The following is a 16,602-nucleotide window of genomic DNA, read 5'->3' as shown; positions in this document are numbered from 1 at the left end:
AAACATAAAACACGAGAATATGATCCATTATTTATTGCAAACCATCGCATTTCAACTGTTTTTTCTGATGGTGTACGACCTGTTCCTCAAAAAAGAAACCTTCTTTAACTGGAACCGTTTGTACCTGTGGACAACCCCGGTGTTGTCCTGCATCATTCCCCTGATAAAAATAGAAAAACTGGGCAAAGCCGTGCCACAGGAATATATCATAGCCCTGCCGGAGATCCTCGTAGGCCCCGCATCGGAAGAAAGTGTCCGGAATGCAACAGTGGTCACCTCCCTTCCTGCCTGGCAATGGGTCCTGATCATAGGCAGTGCCCTTAGCCTTGTGCTTTTTCTCGTGAAAATAGGGAGGGTATTCCGGTTGAGGTATAAAGGAAGGATCATTAAGCAAAAAGCCTATGAAGAAGTGGTGCTTCCGGACAGTAATACCGCATTTTCCTTTTTCAACAGTATTTACCTGGGCGAAGCAGTTTATAAAAAGGACCACAGGCATATCATTGCCCACGAATTGGTCCACATCCGGGAAAAACACAGCATTGACCTCCTGTTCTTCGAATTGCTCCGTATAGTGTTCTGGTTTAATCCCCTGGTCTATATGTATCAAAACCGTATGGCGGAACTGCACGAGTTCATCGCCGATGCAGGGACGGCCGGTCCGGACAAAAGGGAAAGTTACCGTTTGCTTTTACAGGAAGTGTTCCACACCGAAAAAATATCATTCATCAATCCGTTTTTCAGATCGTCATTGATCAAAAAACGAATAGTGATGTTACAAAAATCAAAATCCAAAAAGATATGGCAGTTCAAATATCTCGTACTGGTTCCCCTGGTACTGGGAATGCTGGTGTACAGTTCCTGTGAAAAGGATACGGAAACTCCTGAAGCTGTGCCGGAAGGAGTGGATTCTGTTTATGTTCCTTATGCCGTCGTGGACGAAGTCCCTGTTTTTCCCGGATGTGAAAATGCCGAAAACCCCAGGGAATGCTTTCAGGAAAGTCTGCTAAAACACATCCGTAAGAATTTCCGTTACCCCGAAAAGGCACAGGAACAAGGTATTCAGGGCAGGGTATCTGTAATGTTTACGATTAACAAGGAAGGAGATATTACGGATATTAAAATGCGCGGTCCGTCCCCGTTCCTGGAAGAAGAAGCCCGCCGGATCATAAAGTTATTACCCCATATGACCCCCGGAAAGCAGAAAGGCAAACCGATAAACGTTCCCTTTTCCGTTCCGATCACGTTCAAACTTTTATCAGATTCAGGTCATGAACAACATGCTCCTGTAAAAGGAGGCCCGGATGAACGGAGGGTAGAGGCATATCGCGATCTTTCCAAAAATGACGGGTATGTGTATGGCTCTGTTTTAAACAGTTCAAAAGGATTGCCCGGCGCTAATATTAAGGTAAAAGGAACGGGCCGAGGTACGGTAACTGATTTTGATGGCAATTTCAGGATCAGGGCATCAAAAGGAGATGTGGTGGCCGTAGATTTTATAGGGCTACCGGATACAGAGTTTACTGTAAATGACAAAAACCGGTATAAAATTGTGATGTAATACCGCAATGTATTTAACCTTGTGAATACCAGAATAAAAAATGAATAAAATGTGGTTTAGGAAAAATATTTTCCTGATTTTAGGTTTTTTGATTGTTATGTTACGGGCCGGGGCACAGTCCCCGGCTTTACACACCGCAGACAGCCTGTATGCCCTGGGCAATTATACTATGGCTATCAATGCATATGCAGAACACCCCTCGGCAAACAGCAGCCTGCAGATTGCCCGTGCCTATAATGCTATCGGCAATTATGGCAAGGCCATTTTACAATATGAAAATTTACTGGGAGAAGCCTCTGATATGCTCCTGGCCCAAAACGAACTGGGAAAACTCTATTTAAAGACCAAAAAATTCCAAAAAGCCAAAACAACGTTTATTACCCTTACCGAAAAAGACAGCCTCAATCCGGACAACTACTACCAGTTGGGGCGAAGTATTCAGGGCACCGGGGATGCCCATATGGCACTGACCGCTTTTAAACATGCGTTCGCATTGGACAATCACCATCTGAAAAGCATTTACCAGATCGGGAAATACCACCTGAAACACAGGGAGAAAGATTCGGTATTGAAATATGTGGACAAGGGGTTGGATTTCTATCCCGATGCGGTAGAACTTATCAACCTGAAAGCACTGGCCTTTTTCAATTACGGGAACCATAATGAGGCGGTACCCGAATTCGAACGCCTGGTGGAACTCGGGGAGGAAAAGGCATATATTTACGAAAGGCTGGGCGATTGCTATATACGGCAAATAGAATATGAAAAGGCGATCGAAGCCTATGGCACTGCCCTGGACCTTAATGGTATCGACCCTAACCCCAAAACATTACTGGCAATGAGCAAGGCCTATTTAAAACTAAAAGACTACGAACTCGCGACAAAATACGCCAGGACGGCCATAGAAGTACAGAAAGTGACCTTTGAGAACGAATACGAAACCCTGGCCAATATTGCCCTTCAGCAAAAAGATGTCAAAACAGGTCTGGACTATCTCCAAAAAGCCTATGCCCAGGCCCCGGACAACGCACATCTCTATTACAGGATATGCCTTACAGCCGATAACTATTATGCCGACCCCGAATTAAAGTTGAAATACTACCAGCGTTTTACTGAAAAATTCGGGAATTCCGACCGGGGAGCATACTACAATAATTATGCGAAAAAGCGGATATCTGCCATTAAAAAGGAAATGCATATGAATGGGGAGGCCGAATAGCCTGTTATATCTGAAAAAGCACGGAAATCACAATATTTTTGTTTGAATTTCTCAAAAAGTCGTAATTTTCAGCATTCAACGGGTGTTTTATGCGAAAGACAGGAGACTTTTTCTTTGCGATATTGCGATATGACCTGGGCAGGTTCACGTTTATGCGCATTTTGATGTGGGGTGTTTTGCTGGCTGCAATATCTTCCTGCAACCGGAATAAGGAAAAAATAGCTGCCGATCAGCTTGTACGCGATGAAATAGAGAACATCAACTGGAATGAGATAGACCGTTATCCCATGTTCGATACCTGTGACGAAACCGCAAACAAGGAACAGCAGAAACAGTGTTTCGAAAGGACCTTTATACAGCATCTTTATGCAGGTATAGAAGACCAGCAGGTCGCCATGCACGGCAGGGTCAGCGATACGGTTTATGTACGGTTTCTCATATCCAATACCGGGAAGGTCTCCGTTTCCGAAATAGAGCAGAGCGACAGGATCGAAAAGCGGCTGCCCGATCTGGACAGTATCATAGATGTCAGTCTGACAAAAATGCCGGGCCTGTACCCCGCACTCAAAAGGAATATCCCGGTTGCTACCAAATACAGGCTACCCATCGTGCTCGATGCTGTCGTATCTTCTTCCGCAGCACCCTGAAACCCGTTCTATCTTCGTACCTTTGTTGTTTTAAGCTGTATAACTTTTCAGATTTTGACAAAAGAGAGGATCATATTAGGTATAGACCCGGGGACTACGATCATGGGGTTCGGACTCATTAAAGTAACAGGCAGGGAGATGCATTTCCTGCAACTCAACGAACTGCAGCTCCAGAAATACAGCGATCACTACCTGAAACTCAAAATGATCTTTGAGCGGACCATTGAACTTATAGATACTTATCACCCCGATGAAATAGCCATAGAAGCCCCCTTTTTCGGAAAGAACGTACAATCCATGCTCAAACTGGGAAGAGCACAAGGTGTAGCTATGGCAGCCGGGCTTTCCCGGGAAGTTCCCGTAACCGAATATTCGCCCAAAAAGATAAAAATGGCCATTACCGGCAACGGAAATGCCAGTAAGGAACAGGTGGCCGGAATGCTGCAAAACCTGCTCCATCTCAAAACACTACCCAAAAACCTCGACTCCACCGACGGCCTGGCTGCAGCCGTGTGCCATTTCTTTAACTCAGGGAAAACAAGCGAAAAAAAATCATATAACAACTGGAGCGCTTTTGTAAAACAAAACGAAGGCCGGATCAAAAAGTGAAACTTGAAACCTAAAACCTGAAACCAGATATTTATATCATGGGAGGCATATACATCCACATACCGTTCTGCAAACAGGCATGTTACTATTGCGATTTTCATTTTTCCACATCTACCGGGAAAAAAGAGGAGATGATACGTGCCCTGCAAAAAGAACTGCAATTGCGAAAGGAGGAGTTCCGGGACGAAAAGGTTGAGACCATTTATTTCGGCGGGGGCACGCCTTCCCTGTTATCAGCGGGTGAATTATCTCAGCTTATCAACACCGTTTATACGCATTACAGGGTGGATGAAAACCCGGAGATCACCGTAGAAGCTAACCCGGACGACCTTTCGGCAAAAAAGATCGAAGAACTTGCGGCTTCTCCTGTAAACCGGCTGAGTATCGGTATCCAGTCGTTTTTTGATACGGACCTGAAATGGATGAACCGTGCTCACAATGCCAACGAAGCCCGGAAATGCCTGTCCGGGGCAACACGGTATTTCGATAATATGACCATTGATCTCATTTACGGCATCCCCGGAATGGACAACTCCCGGTGGATGGAAAACCTGGCCAGGGCACTTGAATATCAAATCCCTCACATTTCGGCCTATGCCCTGACCGTAGAGCCTAAAACAGCACTCGAAAAATTTATCCGTGTTGGAAAGGCCGATGCACCCAATGAAGCACAGGCCGGAGAGCAGTTTGCTATCCTGGCCGAAACCCTCCAATCCGATGGATTTGTCCATTATGAACTGTCCAATTTTGGCAAAGAAGGCTATTTCTCAAGAAATAATACGGCCTACTGGCTGGGGAAGAAATACCTGGGCATCGGTCCGTCGGCACACAGTTATGACGGCCGGGGCAGAAGCTGGAACATTGCCAATAATGCCAGGTATATCAAAGCCATAAACCGGGAAGAACTGCCCAGGGAAACAGAAATACTCACCGAAACGGATCGCTATAATGAATATGTGATGACCGGTTTGCGGACCATTTGGGGGATTTCTCCTGCCCGGGTGGAAAAGGATTTTGGACCGGAATACAGCCGTTATCTGTTAAAACAGGCCGGAAAACATATAGAAAACGGTATGCTAAGCCTTGATGAACACGTGTTGCTAACAACATCAAAAGGCAAATTCCTGGCCGATGGTATTGCTGCTGATCTCTTTTTTGTAAAATAAATACCCTGTTATAAACCGTAAGTAAAGCCGTAGCATACTTCGACTCTGTTCAGTACAGGTGTTACGGCCCTATCCCAGATTAATTTTTCACCTCCGTGAAAGGTAATTTTCCTTGTTTCATAGCATTCTCTATGATACGGATCTCCAGGTCAATGATCTTCGCCTCTGCTTCGGCATTTAGCTTGTCTGCATCGTCCGAAGGCATGTGATAATCAGGGTGCCCTCCGGTGTGGAAGAACAGCACCGGAATTTGTTTTGCATAGAAAGAACCGTGATCGGAACCTCCGCTTCCGGCATTGTCTGTAAAGAATTTCACCTTCGCTTCTATCCCTTCAAAAATTGCAGGCCATTCGCTGCTTGTACCATATCCGCCCACACCGATACCCCGCTCCGGATTATAGCGGCCTATCATGTCCATATTCAACATAAAATGGATGTTTTTGAGGGGGATGACAGGGTGTTCCACATAGTATTTCGATCCCAATAGCCCCAATTCTTCGGCAGAAAATGCGATAAAGAGAAAATTATACGGTTCGCTTGTTTCGTTTTGGGAAAAATACCTTGCCAGTTCCAGCAGCCCCGCCACGCCGGAAGCATTGTCGTCTGCACCGTTATGGATAAGCCCTTCGGGGGAAGGATGTTTGGAGCTGCCCTGTTTACCCATCCCCAGGTGATCGTAATGAGCGCCGATGATAATGGTATAGGGGGCATCGTTGTCCAGGAAACCTATGATGTTGTTAGCTTTTCGCAAACTGTCAGCAACTACGGCCTTTTTAACCTTTGCTGTGAAGGGTTGTCCGTATTTCCGGGCTCCCGCAGGAGCAAGCCCGTATTTTTTAAAATGGCGTTTGATGTACCGGGCCGCTTTTTTCAGTCCCTTACTGCCCGTGCCGCGTCCTTTCATCCCGTCGGCAGCAAGGACATTGACGTGCTGCTGTATGATCGCTGCATCCGGTTGAGGAGAAATATCCTGGGCAGAAACAGAAAAGAGACAAAGGAAAAACAAGGCAAAAAAAGCAGTCGGGATTGTTTTGTGTATATCCATCGGGATAAAAATTTACAGAAAGGCAAAACTATATGTTTTGCCGATAAGAGACAAGAATAACTTTTTTAACTGGCAACCGGCAACCTGAAACTTTAAACCATTATTCCTAAATTGCACTATGCAAACAACAATCCAATACCGGGACAAGGTGTATATGGCAAACCTTGACAAACCTATCGACATATCCATTCCGTTACGCGCTTCGGAGGACAATCCCGTAGCCTGGTATCTCGGTGCCCCGGAAATCGAGCCCGTACAGTTGGGCGACTGGACCGGAAGTGTAGCTGCGGGGGCGTCGACCAATTTCAACAATATCCGTTTTAATCCACATGCTCATGGTACGCATACGGAATGTGCCGGACATATCACCAGGGAATTTTACAATGTTAACGATGTGTTGAAACGGTTTTTCTTTATTGCGGAGCTGATCTCCATACAACCGGAACCTATGGGCGAAGACCTCGTCATAACAAAAACACAGGTGGAAACCGCTCTTCATGGAAAGGAGCCGGAAGCCGTGGTGCTGCGTACGCTGCCCAACGACAAGGGTAAGTTGACCCAAAAATATTCCCATACCAATCCCCCGTACCTGGAAGAAGCCGTTGCCGTTTATCTCCGGGAAACCGGGGTAAAGCACCTGTTGATCGACCTTCCTTCCGTAGACAGGGAAAAGGACGACGGAAAGTTGTTGGCCCATAAAGCATTCTGGAACGTAAACGAAAAAATAAGGCTGGACGCAACCATTACGGAATTTATTTTTGTTCCCGATACCGTACCGGATGGATCATATTTGCTAAATTTACAGATAGCATCTTTTGTCAACGATGCTTCGCCGAGCAAACCTGTATTGTATAAAATATCTGGGGAGATAGGTGATCGGTGACGGATGACGGATGTTTGCTTCGGTCTTCCGTTACCGGTCATCCATCTAAAAAACATAAAACATGAAACAAACACTCCGGTTGGAAGAACTCTTTATGCTGGCCCTTGGAATTTTCTTTTTCCAACAGCTCGACTATTCCTGGTGGTGGTTTATTGCCCTGTTCCTGGCCCCCGATATCGGGATGATAGGATATGCCTGGAATACCAGGGTAGGCGCGATAACCTATAACATTTTTCATCACAAAGGTATCGCCATAGCGGTATATTTGCTGGGTTTCTTTACACAGGTACAGGCGCTGCAAATGGCCGGGGCAATACTGTTTGCCCATGCCAGCTTTGACCGTATGCTGGGATACGGGCTCAAATATGGAAACTCTTTTAAGAATACACATTTGGGAGCCATAGGGAAGGAAGAGTAATTAAGATTATATGAACGATATCACTACTTTATTCATAGGCCTTATCATCGGTGTTATAGCTACGTACTGGCTGTACACCTTTCTGAAAAAAAGGCAGAGCAGGCAACTCACCCAGAAACAGTCGGTAGTGTTGCTGGAAAAAATCAGGAGAGTGTGCAAACTCGTTACGGTGGAAGGCGATTTTGCAGAAATATATCACTACGAAAATACCAAAGAACACCTGCTGAGCCTCATTTCCAGTAAGAAAAAGGCACTTATTGTTATCAATGCCAAAGTGCATATAGGGTTTGACCTGCGGAAGGTGAAAATGCGGGCCGACAACCAGAAAAAACGGATCGTCCTGACCGATTTTCCACAACCGGAGGTATTGTCCATAGAACCCGACCTGAAATATTATGACGTGAAGAACGGCCTGTTCAACAGGTTTGCCTCTACGGACCTTACGGAACTGAACAAGGAAGCAAAACAACATATTCTAGATAAAATACCGGAGAGCGGACTGATGGACACCGCCCGGAAGGAGGTCCTGGAAGCCGTATTGCTCATAGAGACCATTGTTCAGACCATAGGATGGAAACTGGATTATTCTGCCCTGGAGATCAAGGACGGGGAGAAAAAACTGATCGAGGATAAAACGGAAGATAGTTGATGAGTTGAGAGCTAAAGACAGGTTACAATGAATTTCAATAAATTACTCCCAAACTCCTCAACTCCAAAACTAATAAACCATGAACATAGAAGACCTGAGAAACTACTGCCTGAACAAAAAAGGCGCCACCGAAGACGCTCCTTTCGGGGAAGACACCATAGTATTCAAGGTCATGGGCAAGATGTTTGCACTTACTTCCCTGAATAAATGGGAAGCCGGAGACCATTCCGTAAACCTGAAATGCGATCCCGAACGCATTGCCGAATTAAGGGCGGAGTATGAGAGCATACAACCGGGCTATCACATGAACAAAAGGCACTGGAACACCGTGGATATCGATAACGGTGAATTGCCTCCCCGATTTGTCGAAGAGCTTATCGACCATTCCTATGATCTGGTGGTCAGGGGGCTTACCAAAAAGCAGCGCGAAAATCTAGCTTCCCTGTAACCTGCGGTATTGCGAAGGGGTCACTTTTTTGATCTCCTTGAATTTCCGGTTAAAGTTCGAAATATTCTGAAACCCGCACCGGTCGGAAACATCCGCAATGGAAAGCTCCCTGTTCTTCAGCAGGAGCTTGCAGGCATTCTCCACCCGGACCTCGATAAGGAACTGGAAAAAGGTTTTGTTGGTACGCTGTTTAAAATACCTGCAAAAGGCATTTTTGCTCATACTTGCAATATTGGCTGCGGTGTCCAGGGTCATGGAACCATGATAGTTTTGCATAACGTATTCGAAGAGGTCGCCCATGCGCTTTCCTTCATTTTCCGTGTAATTTTTTTTATAGATAAAAGTAGACAAAGGTTGTTTTTCCGCCTTGGAAAGCAGGCGTAAAATGTCGAGAAATAATTGGAACCGCTTGTACTTGTCAGCCTTTTTTAACTTTAAGAATCGCGATTTTAATGCTGATTTTTTAGTGCAGGCTTTAAAACCGTTTTCCGAGAGCCTGAAGAACTCTTCCAGCATCCTGAACTCCGGCAGGTGAAAAAAATCCTGTCCGAAGGAAGCCTGTGTAAAGAAGAGGGTAAGCATAAAAGAGTACTGGTTTGCAGTACCGTCACTTTTAAACACATGAGGGACGCTCCCGCCGATAACGAGGATGTCGCCGGCCTTGTAATGATTGATACTGTCGCCTACGATCAGGCTCCCTTCACCCGATACAATAATACTTATTTGTATTTCCTCGTGCTGATGCAGCTTGTCGTAAAACACCTTTTCGAAATCCTCCTGGTAGATCAGGGACTCCTCTTTGGTCTTCGGAATTTTAAAAGGTAGTACTTTCATTTGTTTTTTTGCATAGATGACCGATGCTCGGTGACAGATGCCCGTATAGGTCATCGCTCACCGGTCATCCGTCCCTCAGAAATTCAGTAAAAAATAGCCATTTCATTCGGCGGAGTGATAAAAATACGCAAATATTACTCAATTGTATTATTTATAGATATTAAATAGGTAATATAGTATCAATAGTTGCTAATTACGGATTATTTCAATGAAACGGAAGCCCTTATTTTTGAACTACAAAATGATATCACATAAAAGCAATAAAAATGGCTATACAATGGAAAGGCGTAATGCCCGCGGTGACGACCAAGTTTACGGATGACGACAAACTGGACCTGAAAAATTTCGAAGTCAATATCCAGGCACAACTGGAAGCCGGGGTAAGCGGTATTATTCTGGGAGGTACCCTGGGGGAAGCCAGTACCCTTACCGATGATGAGAAGGGAGAACTTGTTCGCGCAACTGTCGATATGGTTAAAAAAGAGGTTCCTGTTATTATTAATATTGCGGAACAGACCACCAGAAAGGCGATAGAAACTGCACATAAGGCAGAAAAAGACGGAGCCGAAGGCCTGATGGTGCTGCCTCCCATGCGCTATAAGGCGACAGACAGGGAAACCGTGGCCTACTTTAGTGAGATCGCCAAAAACACTTCCCTTCCCATAATGATATACAATAACCCGGTGGATTACAAGATAGAAGTTACCCTCGATATGTTCGAAGAACTCCTGAAACTGAACAATATCCGGGCGGTAAAGGAATCGACAAGAGATGTGGCCAATGTCACCAGGCTCATCAACCGCTTTGGCGAACGGCTCAAGATCCTTTGCGGAGTGGATCCCCTGGCGTTTGAAAGCCTTCTGGCCGGAGCCGATGGTTGGGTAGCGGGGTTGGTGGATGCCTTCCCCCGCGAAACCGTGGCCATATATAAATTGGCCAAAGCAGGAAGAATAGGGGAAGCCCTGGAAATATACCGTTGGTTCAACCCTTTACTGGATCTCGACCTGAGCCCGCAGCTGGTACAAAACATCAAATTGGCCGAAGTGGCTACCGGGATCGGTACCGAAAATGTACGTGCACCGAGGCTACCCCTGGTTGGAGAGGAACGCCAACGCGTATTGCAGGTCATAGAGGACAGCCTGAAGACCAGGCCCGCGCTGCCCGATTATAAAAATTTGTAATTTTATATACCGTAGGGGTGCAATGCATTGCACCCTTACAAATGCATTGTGTCCCCATAAATGTATTGTGTCTCCACAAATGCATTAGCCTTCATAGGAAAATAAAAAATAAAACAATGATCACAGGAAAAAATTATATAGGCACCCGGCAATCATCAAAATCCGGGATCACCTACAAAACCTTTAATCCGGAGCTGAACACTGAAAACCCCTGGGTTTTCCACGAAGCCTCTTCAGATGAGATCGAGGAGGCGGTTCAGTTGGCATCGCAGGCTTTTGAGGGTTACCGGAACATTTCCGGAAAGAAAAAATCCGAATTTTTAAATGCCATTGCCGACGAGATGGAGGCCCTGGGCGATGAACTCCTGGAAACCTATATGCAGGAATCCGGTTTGCCGAGGGGAAGAGCCGAAGGCGAAAGAGGGCGTACCCTCTTCCAGCTCCGTTCGTTTGCCGAACTGGTCGCCGAAGGCAGCTGGATCGAAGCCTCCATAGACACAGGTATTCCGGATAGGAAACCCGCTCCTAAGCCAGACCTGCGGAAAATGCTGATCCCTATTGGTCCCGTAGTGGTATTTGGGTCCAGTAATTTCCCTTTTGCCTATTCCACGGCCGGAGGAGATACGGCAAGCGCACTGGCAGCAGGCTGCCCCGTGATTGTAAAAAGTCACCCCATGCATTCCGGTACGGGAGAACTAGTAGCTTCGGCAGTGATAAAGGCAGCCCAAAAAACAGGAATGCCCGACGGTGTCTTTTCCAACCTGAACAGCAGCGGGGTGGAAGTAGGGGCAAAACTCGTGCAGCACCCCGGGGTAAAGGCCGTAGGGTTTACCGGGAGCATAAAAGGAGGCCGGGCGTTGTTTGACCTGGCGGCAAAACGTGAAGAACCCATCCCAGTATTTGCCGAAATGGGAAGTGTAAACCCGGTAGTGGCTTTGCCTTCCGCATTAAAAGAAAAATCGGATTTCTGGGCGCAGCAGTACGCCGGTTCCATTACCCTCGGAACAGGGCAGTTTTGCACCAGCCCCGGGCTTATTATCGGTATAAAAGGTAATAACCTGACGGAATTTACACAGGCACTCGGAGAAAAGATAATGGCAATAGATCCAAGCTGTATGCTACACCCCAACATCCACGGTGCATTTAACAACTTGAAAGAAGAAGTTTCCGGTCAGCCGGAGGTCAATGTCGTAGCGGCATATGAAAAAGAGGTAAAGGCCAATTATGCACAACAAAAGATCATTACCGTGGAAGGGAAAACCTTTCTGGAAAACAGTACCCTGCACAAGGAGGTGTTCGGTCCGTTTTCAGTAGTGATACAATGCAGGGATAGCAAAGAGCTGGTGGCCATTATCAAAAAGCTGGAAGGACAGTTAACCGGGACCATACTGGGCGAAGAAGCTGAGATCAGGGAGCATGGCGATATAGTGGAAGCTCTGCAAAACCGGGTAGGCCGTATAATATTTAACGGGGTGCCCACAGGAGTGGAAGTATGCCCGTCCATGCAGCACGGCGGGCCTTATCCTGCATCGACAGACAGCAGGTTTACCGCGGTGGGGATACATTCCATAAAACGATGGGTCCGGCCATTCTCCTACCAGGACTGGCCTGACGCCCTGTTACCCGGCGAACTGAAGAACGACAATCCACTGGGAATCTCCCGTTTGGTCAATGGAGAAAAAACCAGGACGGAGTTGTAGATCATACACAAAGTCACCTCAACTTTTTGAGCGATGATGATGAGCAGATCGGCATTAAGTTAATTTATTGTGATTTGCAGATGTTTTTGGAACTTGTAGCTTTGGCAACCTGCAACCTGCAACCTGCAACAAAAATCACCCCCATGAACAAAAAAACAGATCACTTCGCTAGATAAAAAAACAATGAGAAAAATACTTCAAATACTATTATCCCTGCTCTTCCTTTTCGGGATCGTACTCGATGTCCGGGCCCAGTTAAAGGACGCTTCGGGAGAGCTGGCCGGGATTATCCGTGAGGTTGAGGAGTTCAAACCCGTAGACAAGGACAAATATCCTCTCGGGCGGTATACAGAAGAGCTTTACAAAGAAAAAGCCGGTTTTGCCGCAAAAGAAATCAAAAAGCTGGATGCGCTGGATGCCGGACAATTGTCCGAAACAGAAAGGATCTCCCTTGAGTTGCTGAAGTTTACGCTTCGGGAAGATGTAGATGATTATAGGTTTGAGGCTTATTTGAACCCCATTCTGTCCGATGCCGGGTTTCATAACAACCTCACTTATCGCGTACGTCCGTTGAACAATGATAAAGAGGTAAAAAAATACCTCGACCTCCTCAGGGCTGTCCCCCGGTTTGTGGACGATCATATAGAGCTGCTCCGCAAAGGCCTTAAAAAAGGTATTTCCCAACCCCTGGTGATCCTGAAAGGCTATGAAAAAACCTATGACGACCATATTGTAGACAACCCTGAAGACAGTTTTTATTATTCCCCTTTTAAAAACCTGCCCGACCGGTTTTCAAAGGAAAAAAAAGATTCCCTGGCCGGAGTGGCAAAAAAAGTGGTGGCTGAAAGCGTTACCCCGCAGTTCAAAAAGATCAAACGTTTTTTTGAAGAAGAATACTATTCGAATACCCGGACCACGCTCGGGGTATCGGAAACACCCAACGGCAGGGAGTATTACAGCAACAGGATACGCTATTACACCACGCTGTCCCTTACGGCAGAAGAAGTTCACCAAAAAGGCCTGAAAGAAGTGGCGCGGATCAGGGCAGAAATGGAGCAGATCATAAAAGAAGTGGATTTTGACGGTAGTTTCAATGACTTTCTCACCTGGCTACGCACAGATGAACAGTTTTATGTTAAAACTCCCGAAGCCCTGTTAAAGGAAGCCCGGAACATTGCCAAAAAGATAGACGGGCAACTCCCGAAGTTCTTTAAGACCCTCCCCCGAAAGCCGTATGGCGTAGCCCCGGTGCCCGATGCCATAGCCCCGAAATACACCACGGGCAGGTATGTGGGGAGTTCAACCGATACCGAGCCGGGTTATTACTGGGTAAACACCTATCAGCTGGAGAGCAGGCCGCTCTATGTGCTTCCGTCGCTCACGGCACACGAAGCCGTGCCCGGTCATCATCTGCAAATATCCCTCAATCAGGAACTGGGCGATAGCATCCCCAAGTTCAGGAGAAACCTGTATTTGTCCGCTTACGGAGAAGGCTGGGCACTTTATACGGAATACCTCGCCAGGGAAATGGGGATATACACCACTCCTTACGAAGATTTCGGGAGGCTTACCTACGAGATGTGGCGGGCATGCCGCCTTGTAGTAGATACAGGCCTGCATGCCAAGGGATGGACCAGGGAAGAAGCCGTAGACTTCTTAAAGAAAAATACGGCCTTGTCCATTCATGAGATCAATACCGAAGTGGACCGGTATATCTCCTGGCCCGGACAGGCCCTGTCTTATAAAATAGGGGAACTGAAAATCAGGGAACTTCGGAAAGAAGCAGAGAAAGCACTGGGCGATACCTTTAATATCCGCGAATTTCACGAGCTTATCCTGGAACAGGGTACGGTAACATTGCCTATACTGGAACAAAGAGTAAAAGCCTATATAAAACAAAAATCTTAGATATTCTATTCATCAATTAGCTTAGGTCTAGCAGTGAGAAAGACATTCTTTTGCGTGGATGCCCATACCTGTGGTAATCCTGTACGCGTAGTTACAGGAGGAGGGCCTTTCCTGGAAGGAAAGAACATGAGTGAAAAACGACAACATTTTTTACGGGAGTTCGACTGGATACGAAAAGGACTGATGTTCGAACCGCGCGGACATGACATGATGAGCGGAAGCATCCTGTACCCCCCGGTTGACAAAGCCAACGATGTGGGGATACTGTTCATCGAAACCAGCGGCTGCCTGCCCATGTGCGGGCACGGTACTATTGGGACGGTTACCGTGATCATTGAAGAAGGCCTGGTGAGCCCGAAGGTTCCCGGAGAATTACGACTGGAAACCCCTGCCGGACTGGTAAGGGTAAGTTATAAGAAAGAAGGGGGAAGGGTCACTTCCGTCCGGCTGGTCAATGTCGGTGCATATCTCGATTCCGAAAACCTGGAGGCCGAATGCCCGGATCTTGGAAAACTCAAGGTAGATGTGGCATACGGAGGCAATTTTTATGCTATCGTAGATGTGCAGGATAATTTTAAAGGACTGGAACATCACCCGGCCGATCAACTGATCGGCTGGAGCAGGCATTTGCGAAGGCAACTGAACGAAAAATATACCTTTACCCATCCCGAAGACCCAACCATAAACGGGCTCAGCCATATACTCTGGACAGGGAAAACACTGTCTGAAGAAGCTACGGCCCGGAATGCCGTTTTCTACGGCGATAAGGCCATTGACCGTTCGCCCTGCGGTACAGGAACCTCTGCACGGATGGCCCAGTGGTATGCCAGGGGGAAATTAAAGGAAGGGGAAACATTCATACACGAAAGTATTATTGGCAGCAAGTTTACCGGAAGGGTGGAATCCGTGACCGACATCGGAGACAAAAAGGGCATTGTGCCGAGTATTGAGGGCTGGGCCAGGATCACCGGCTATAACAATATTATCATAGATGATGATGATCCCTATGCCCACGGATTCCAGGTCATTTGATTTTCGTATAGTAATTTTAAACCACAGACCATTGAAAGATGTGATCGTTATCGGGGGAGGCGTCATTGGATTGTGCTCCGCGTACTACCTGGCCGGGGAAGGCCACAGGGTGACTGTCCTGGATAGTTCGGATATGACCGACGGCTGCTCCTTTGGCAATGCCGGATTGGTAGTGCCTTCACATATTATTCCGCTGGCCCAGCCCGGCATGATAGCACAGGGCATCCGCTGGATGTTCAATCCGAAAAGTCCGTTTTATGTAAGGCCGAGGCTTCACAAGGCATTGCTTTCCTGGAGCTGGCAATTCTATCGCAATTCCACCAGGGAGCATGTGGAAAAAGCCATGCCGGCACTTCGGGATCTGTCCCTGTTGAGCAAGGAATTATACCGCGACCTCGCCCGGAAGGACAATGCTTTTTTCTATGATGAAAAGGGCCTGTTGATGTTGTATAAAACGGAAAAGACAGGCGAAGAAGAAAGACATGTGGCAAAAGAAGCAGAAAAACTCGGCCTGGAAGTAGACTTTTTGTCCGGCGAGGAGGTGCGTGAACTGGAAACCGGGGTGGATACAAATGTTCTGGGGGGTGTTCATTACAGATCGGACGCACACCTGTACCCCAATAAGTTTATGGCATTTATACGCGATGAGGTCCTGAAGCTGGGGGTGGAATTAAAAAGGAATACAAAAGTCAGTGATTTTCAGGTAAAAGGAGGGGAGATATCCGAAGTTCTTACGGACCAGGGAAATTTTAAAGCAGACGAATTTGTATTGGCTTCCGGGGCATGGAGCGCCGGTATTGCAAACAAACTGAATTTAAAACTCCCTCTGCTTCCCGGAAAAGGGTATAGCTTTACCCTCAGGAACAGAAAAGAAAAACCTTTGCACCCGGCCATTTTATGTGAGGGGAAGGTTTCCGTAACCCCGATGGGAGATGACCTGAGGTTCGGGGGCACCATGGAGATCACCCATACCGGAGATACCCGTATCCGTACCAACAGGTTACAGGGAATTGTAGATACTATCCGTGATTTTTATCCTGGTTTCGAGCTCGAATTGCCCGAAAAGAAGAATACGTGGTATGGCTTCCGGCCCTGTACCTCTTCCGGCTTACCCGTCATATCCGGTACTGAAAAAATATCCAATCTGGTCATAGCTACCGGCCATGCCATGATGGGAGTAAGCCTGGCCCCGGCTACGGGTAAGCTGGTCAGTGAAATGCTCTCCGGTAAAAAAACCTCCGTAGATACAAACATGTTCAGGATAGCCCCGTAGGGGGTAAGGGCGCAAAATCTTGCGCCCATACG

16 protein-coding genes are annotated in these 16,602 nt (G+C 46.9%); 14 read left to right on the top strand and 2 right to left on the bottom strand.

Annotation, left to right across the window (positions count from 1 at the left end):
- Window positions 1-19: 19 nt before the first annotated feature.
- The 5 genes from KN811_RS17445 (at window position 20) to hemW (ending at window position 5,199) form a co-directional block, all read left to right on the top strand.
- Window positions 20-1,558: a M56 family metallopeptidase gene (locus tag KN811_RS17445; RefSeq protein WP_187967557.1), complete on the top strand. Its 1,539-nt coding sequence runs from the start codon at window positions 20-22 to the stop codon at window positions 1,556-1,558.
- A 49-nt stretch (window positions 1,559-1,607) separates the two neighbouring features.
- Window positions 1,608-2,777 carry a tetratricopeptide repeat protein gene (locus KN811_RS17440; RefSeq protein WP_187967558.1) on the top strand — a complete coding sequence of 390 codons (1,170 nt, stop codon included), beginning with the start codon at window positions 1,608-1,610 and terminating at the stop codon, window positions 2,775-2,777.
- Between the two features lie 89 nt (window positions 2,778-2,866).
- The gene (locus tag KN811_RS17435; RefSeq protein WP_187967559.1) at window positions 2,867-3,424 is read left to right on the top strand and encodes an energy transducer TonB; all 558 of its coding nucleotides are present in this window, start codon (window positions 2,867-2,869) and stop codon (window positions 3,422-3,424) included.
- A gap of 54 nt (window positions 3,425-3,478) precedes the next feature.
- Window positions 3,479-4,033 carry a crossover junction endodeoxyribonuclease RuvC gene (ruvC, locus tag KN811_RS17430; protein ID WP_187967560.1) on the top strand — a complete coding sequence of 185 codons (555 nt, stop codon included), beginning with the start codon at window positions 3,479-3,481 and terminating at the stop codon, window positions 4,031-4,033.
- Window positions 4,034-4,071: 38 nt separating this feature from the next.
- Complete coding sequence (hemW, locus tag KN811_RS17425) at window positions 4,072-5,199, top strand: radical SAM family heme chaperone HemW (RefSeq protein ID WP_187967561.1); 1,128 nt, start codon at window positions 4,072-4,074, stop codon at window positions 5,197-5,199.
- Window positions 5,200-5,278: 79 nt separating this feature from the next.
- Here the strand turns inward: hemW and KN811_RS17420 are convergent, their stop codons facing one another.
- Window positions 5,279-6,244 carry a M20/M25/M40 family metallo-hydrolase gene (locus KN811_RS17420; RefSeq protein WP_187967562.1) on the bottom strand — a complete coding sequence of 322 codons (966 nt, stop codon included), beginning with the start codon at window positions 6,242-6,244 and terminating at the stop codon, window positions 5,279-5,281.
- A gap of 118 nt (window positions 6,245-6,362) precedes the next feature.
- On the opposite strand from KN811_RS17420, the gene KN811_RS17415 reads away from it, so the two are divergent.
- From KN811_RS17415 to KN811_RS17400, 4 genes are all read left to right on the top strand, one after another.
- Window positions 6,363-7,127 (top strand): cyclase family protein, encoded by a 765-nt coding sequence (locus tag KN811_RS17415; protein WP_187967563.1) that lies wholly within the window; start codon window positions 6,363-6,365, stop codon window positions 7,125-7,127.
- 61 nt (window positions 7,128-7,188) lie between these two features.
- The gene (locus KN811_RS17410; RefSeq protein WP_216334915.1) at window positions 7,189-7,545 is read left to right on the top strand and encodes a DUF4260 domain-containing protein; all 357 of its coding nucleotides are present in this window, start codon (window positions 7,189-7,191) and stop codon (window positions 7,543-7,545) included.
- 10 nt (window positions 7,546-7,555) lie between these two features.
- Window positions 7,556-8,194 (top strand): DUF4230 domain-containing protein, encoded by a 639-nt coding sequence (locus KN811_RS17405; protein ID WP_187964105.1) that lies wholly within the window; start codon window positions 7,556-7,558, stop codon window positions 8,192-8,194.
- A 79-nt stretch (window positions 8,195-8,273) separates the two neighbouring features.
- Window positions 8,274-8,642, top strand: a complete 369-nt coding sequence (locus KN811_RS17400; protein ID WP_187964106.1) for an MmcQ/YjbR family DNA-binding protein — start codon at window positions 8,274-8,276, stop codon at window positions 8,640-8,642.
- Here KN811_RS17400 and KN811_RS17395 read toward each other — a convergent pair.
- Complete coding sequence (locus KN811_RS17395; RefSeq protein WP_187964107.1) at window positions 8,628-9,476, bottom strand: AraC family transcriptional regulator; 849 nt, start codon at window positions 9,474-9,476, stop codon at window positions 8,628-8,630. The two genes, KN811_RS17400 and KN811_RS17395, sit on opposite strands and share 15 nt — an antisense overlap.
- 266 nt (window positions 9,477-9,742) lie before the next feature.
- Between KN811_RS17395 and KN811_RS17390 the strand changes: the two genes are divergently transcribed.
- From KN811_RS17390 to KN811_RS17370, 5 genes are all read left to right on the top strand, one after another.
- Window positions 9,743-10,657, top strand: a complete 915-nt coding sequence (locus KN811_RS17390; RefSeq protein WP_187964108.1) for a dihydrodipicolinate synthase family protein — start codon at window positions 9,743-9,745, stop codon at window positions 10,655-10,657.
- Between the two features lie 116 nt (window positions 10,658-10,773).
- Window positions 10,774-12,357 carry an aldehyde dehydrogenase (NADP(+)) gene (locus tag KN811_RS17385; RefSeq protein WP_187964109.1) on the top strand — a complete coding sequence of 528 codons (1,584 nt, stop codon included), beginning with the start codon at window positions 10,774-10,776 and terminating at the stop codon, window positions 12,355-12,357.
- Window positions 12,358-12,540: 183 nt separating this feature from the next.
- A complete protein-coding gene (locus KN811_RS17380) occupies window positions 12,541-14,265 on the top strand; it encodes a DUF885 domain-containing protein (RefSeq protein WP_187964110.1) in 1,725 nt (574 codons plus the stop codon).
- Window positions 14,266-14,298: 33 nt separating this feature from the next.
- Window positions 14,299-15,297, top strand: coding sequence for a 4-hydroxyproline epimerase (locus tag KN811_RS17375; RefSeq protein WP_187964111.1), 999 nt, complete (start codon window positions 14,299-14,301; stop codon window positions 15,295-15,297).
- A complete protein-coding gene (locus KN811_RS17370) occupies window positions 15,257-16,570 on the top strand; it encodes an NAD(P)/FAD-dependent oxidoreductase (RefSeq protein WP_247716541.1) in 1,314 nt (437 codons plus the stop codon). Before KN811_RS17375 ends, KN811_RS17370 begins: the two co-directional genes overlap by 41 nt.
- Window positions 16,571-16,602 lie beyond the last annotated feature (32 nt).

The organism is Sinomicrobium weinanense, assembly GCF_018863395.1.
GTDB classification, from domain to species: Bacteria; Bacteroidota; Bacteroidia; order Flavobacteriales; family Flavobacteriaceae; genus Sinomicrobium; species Sinomicrobium weinanense.
The sequence above is the reverse complement of the archived record's forward strand: the minus strand, read 5'-3'. Positions and strand labels throughout refer to the sequence as shown.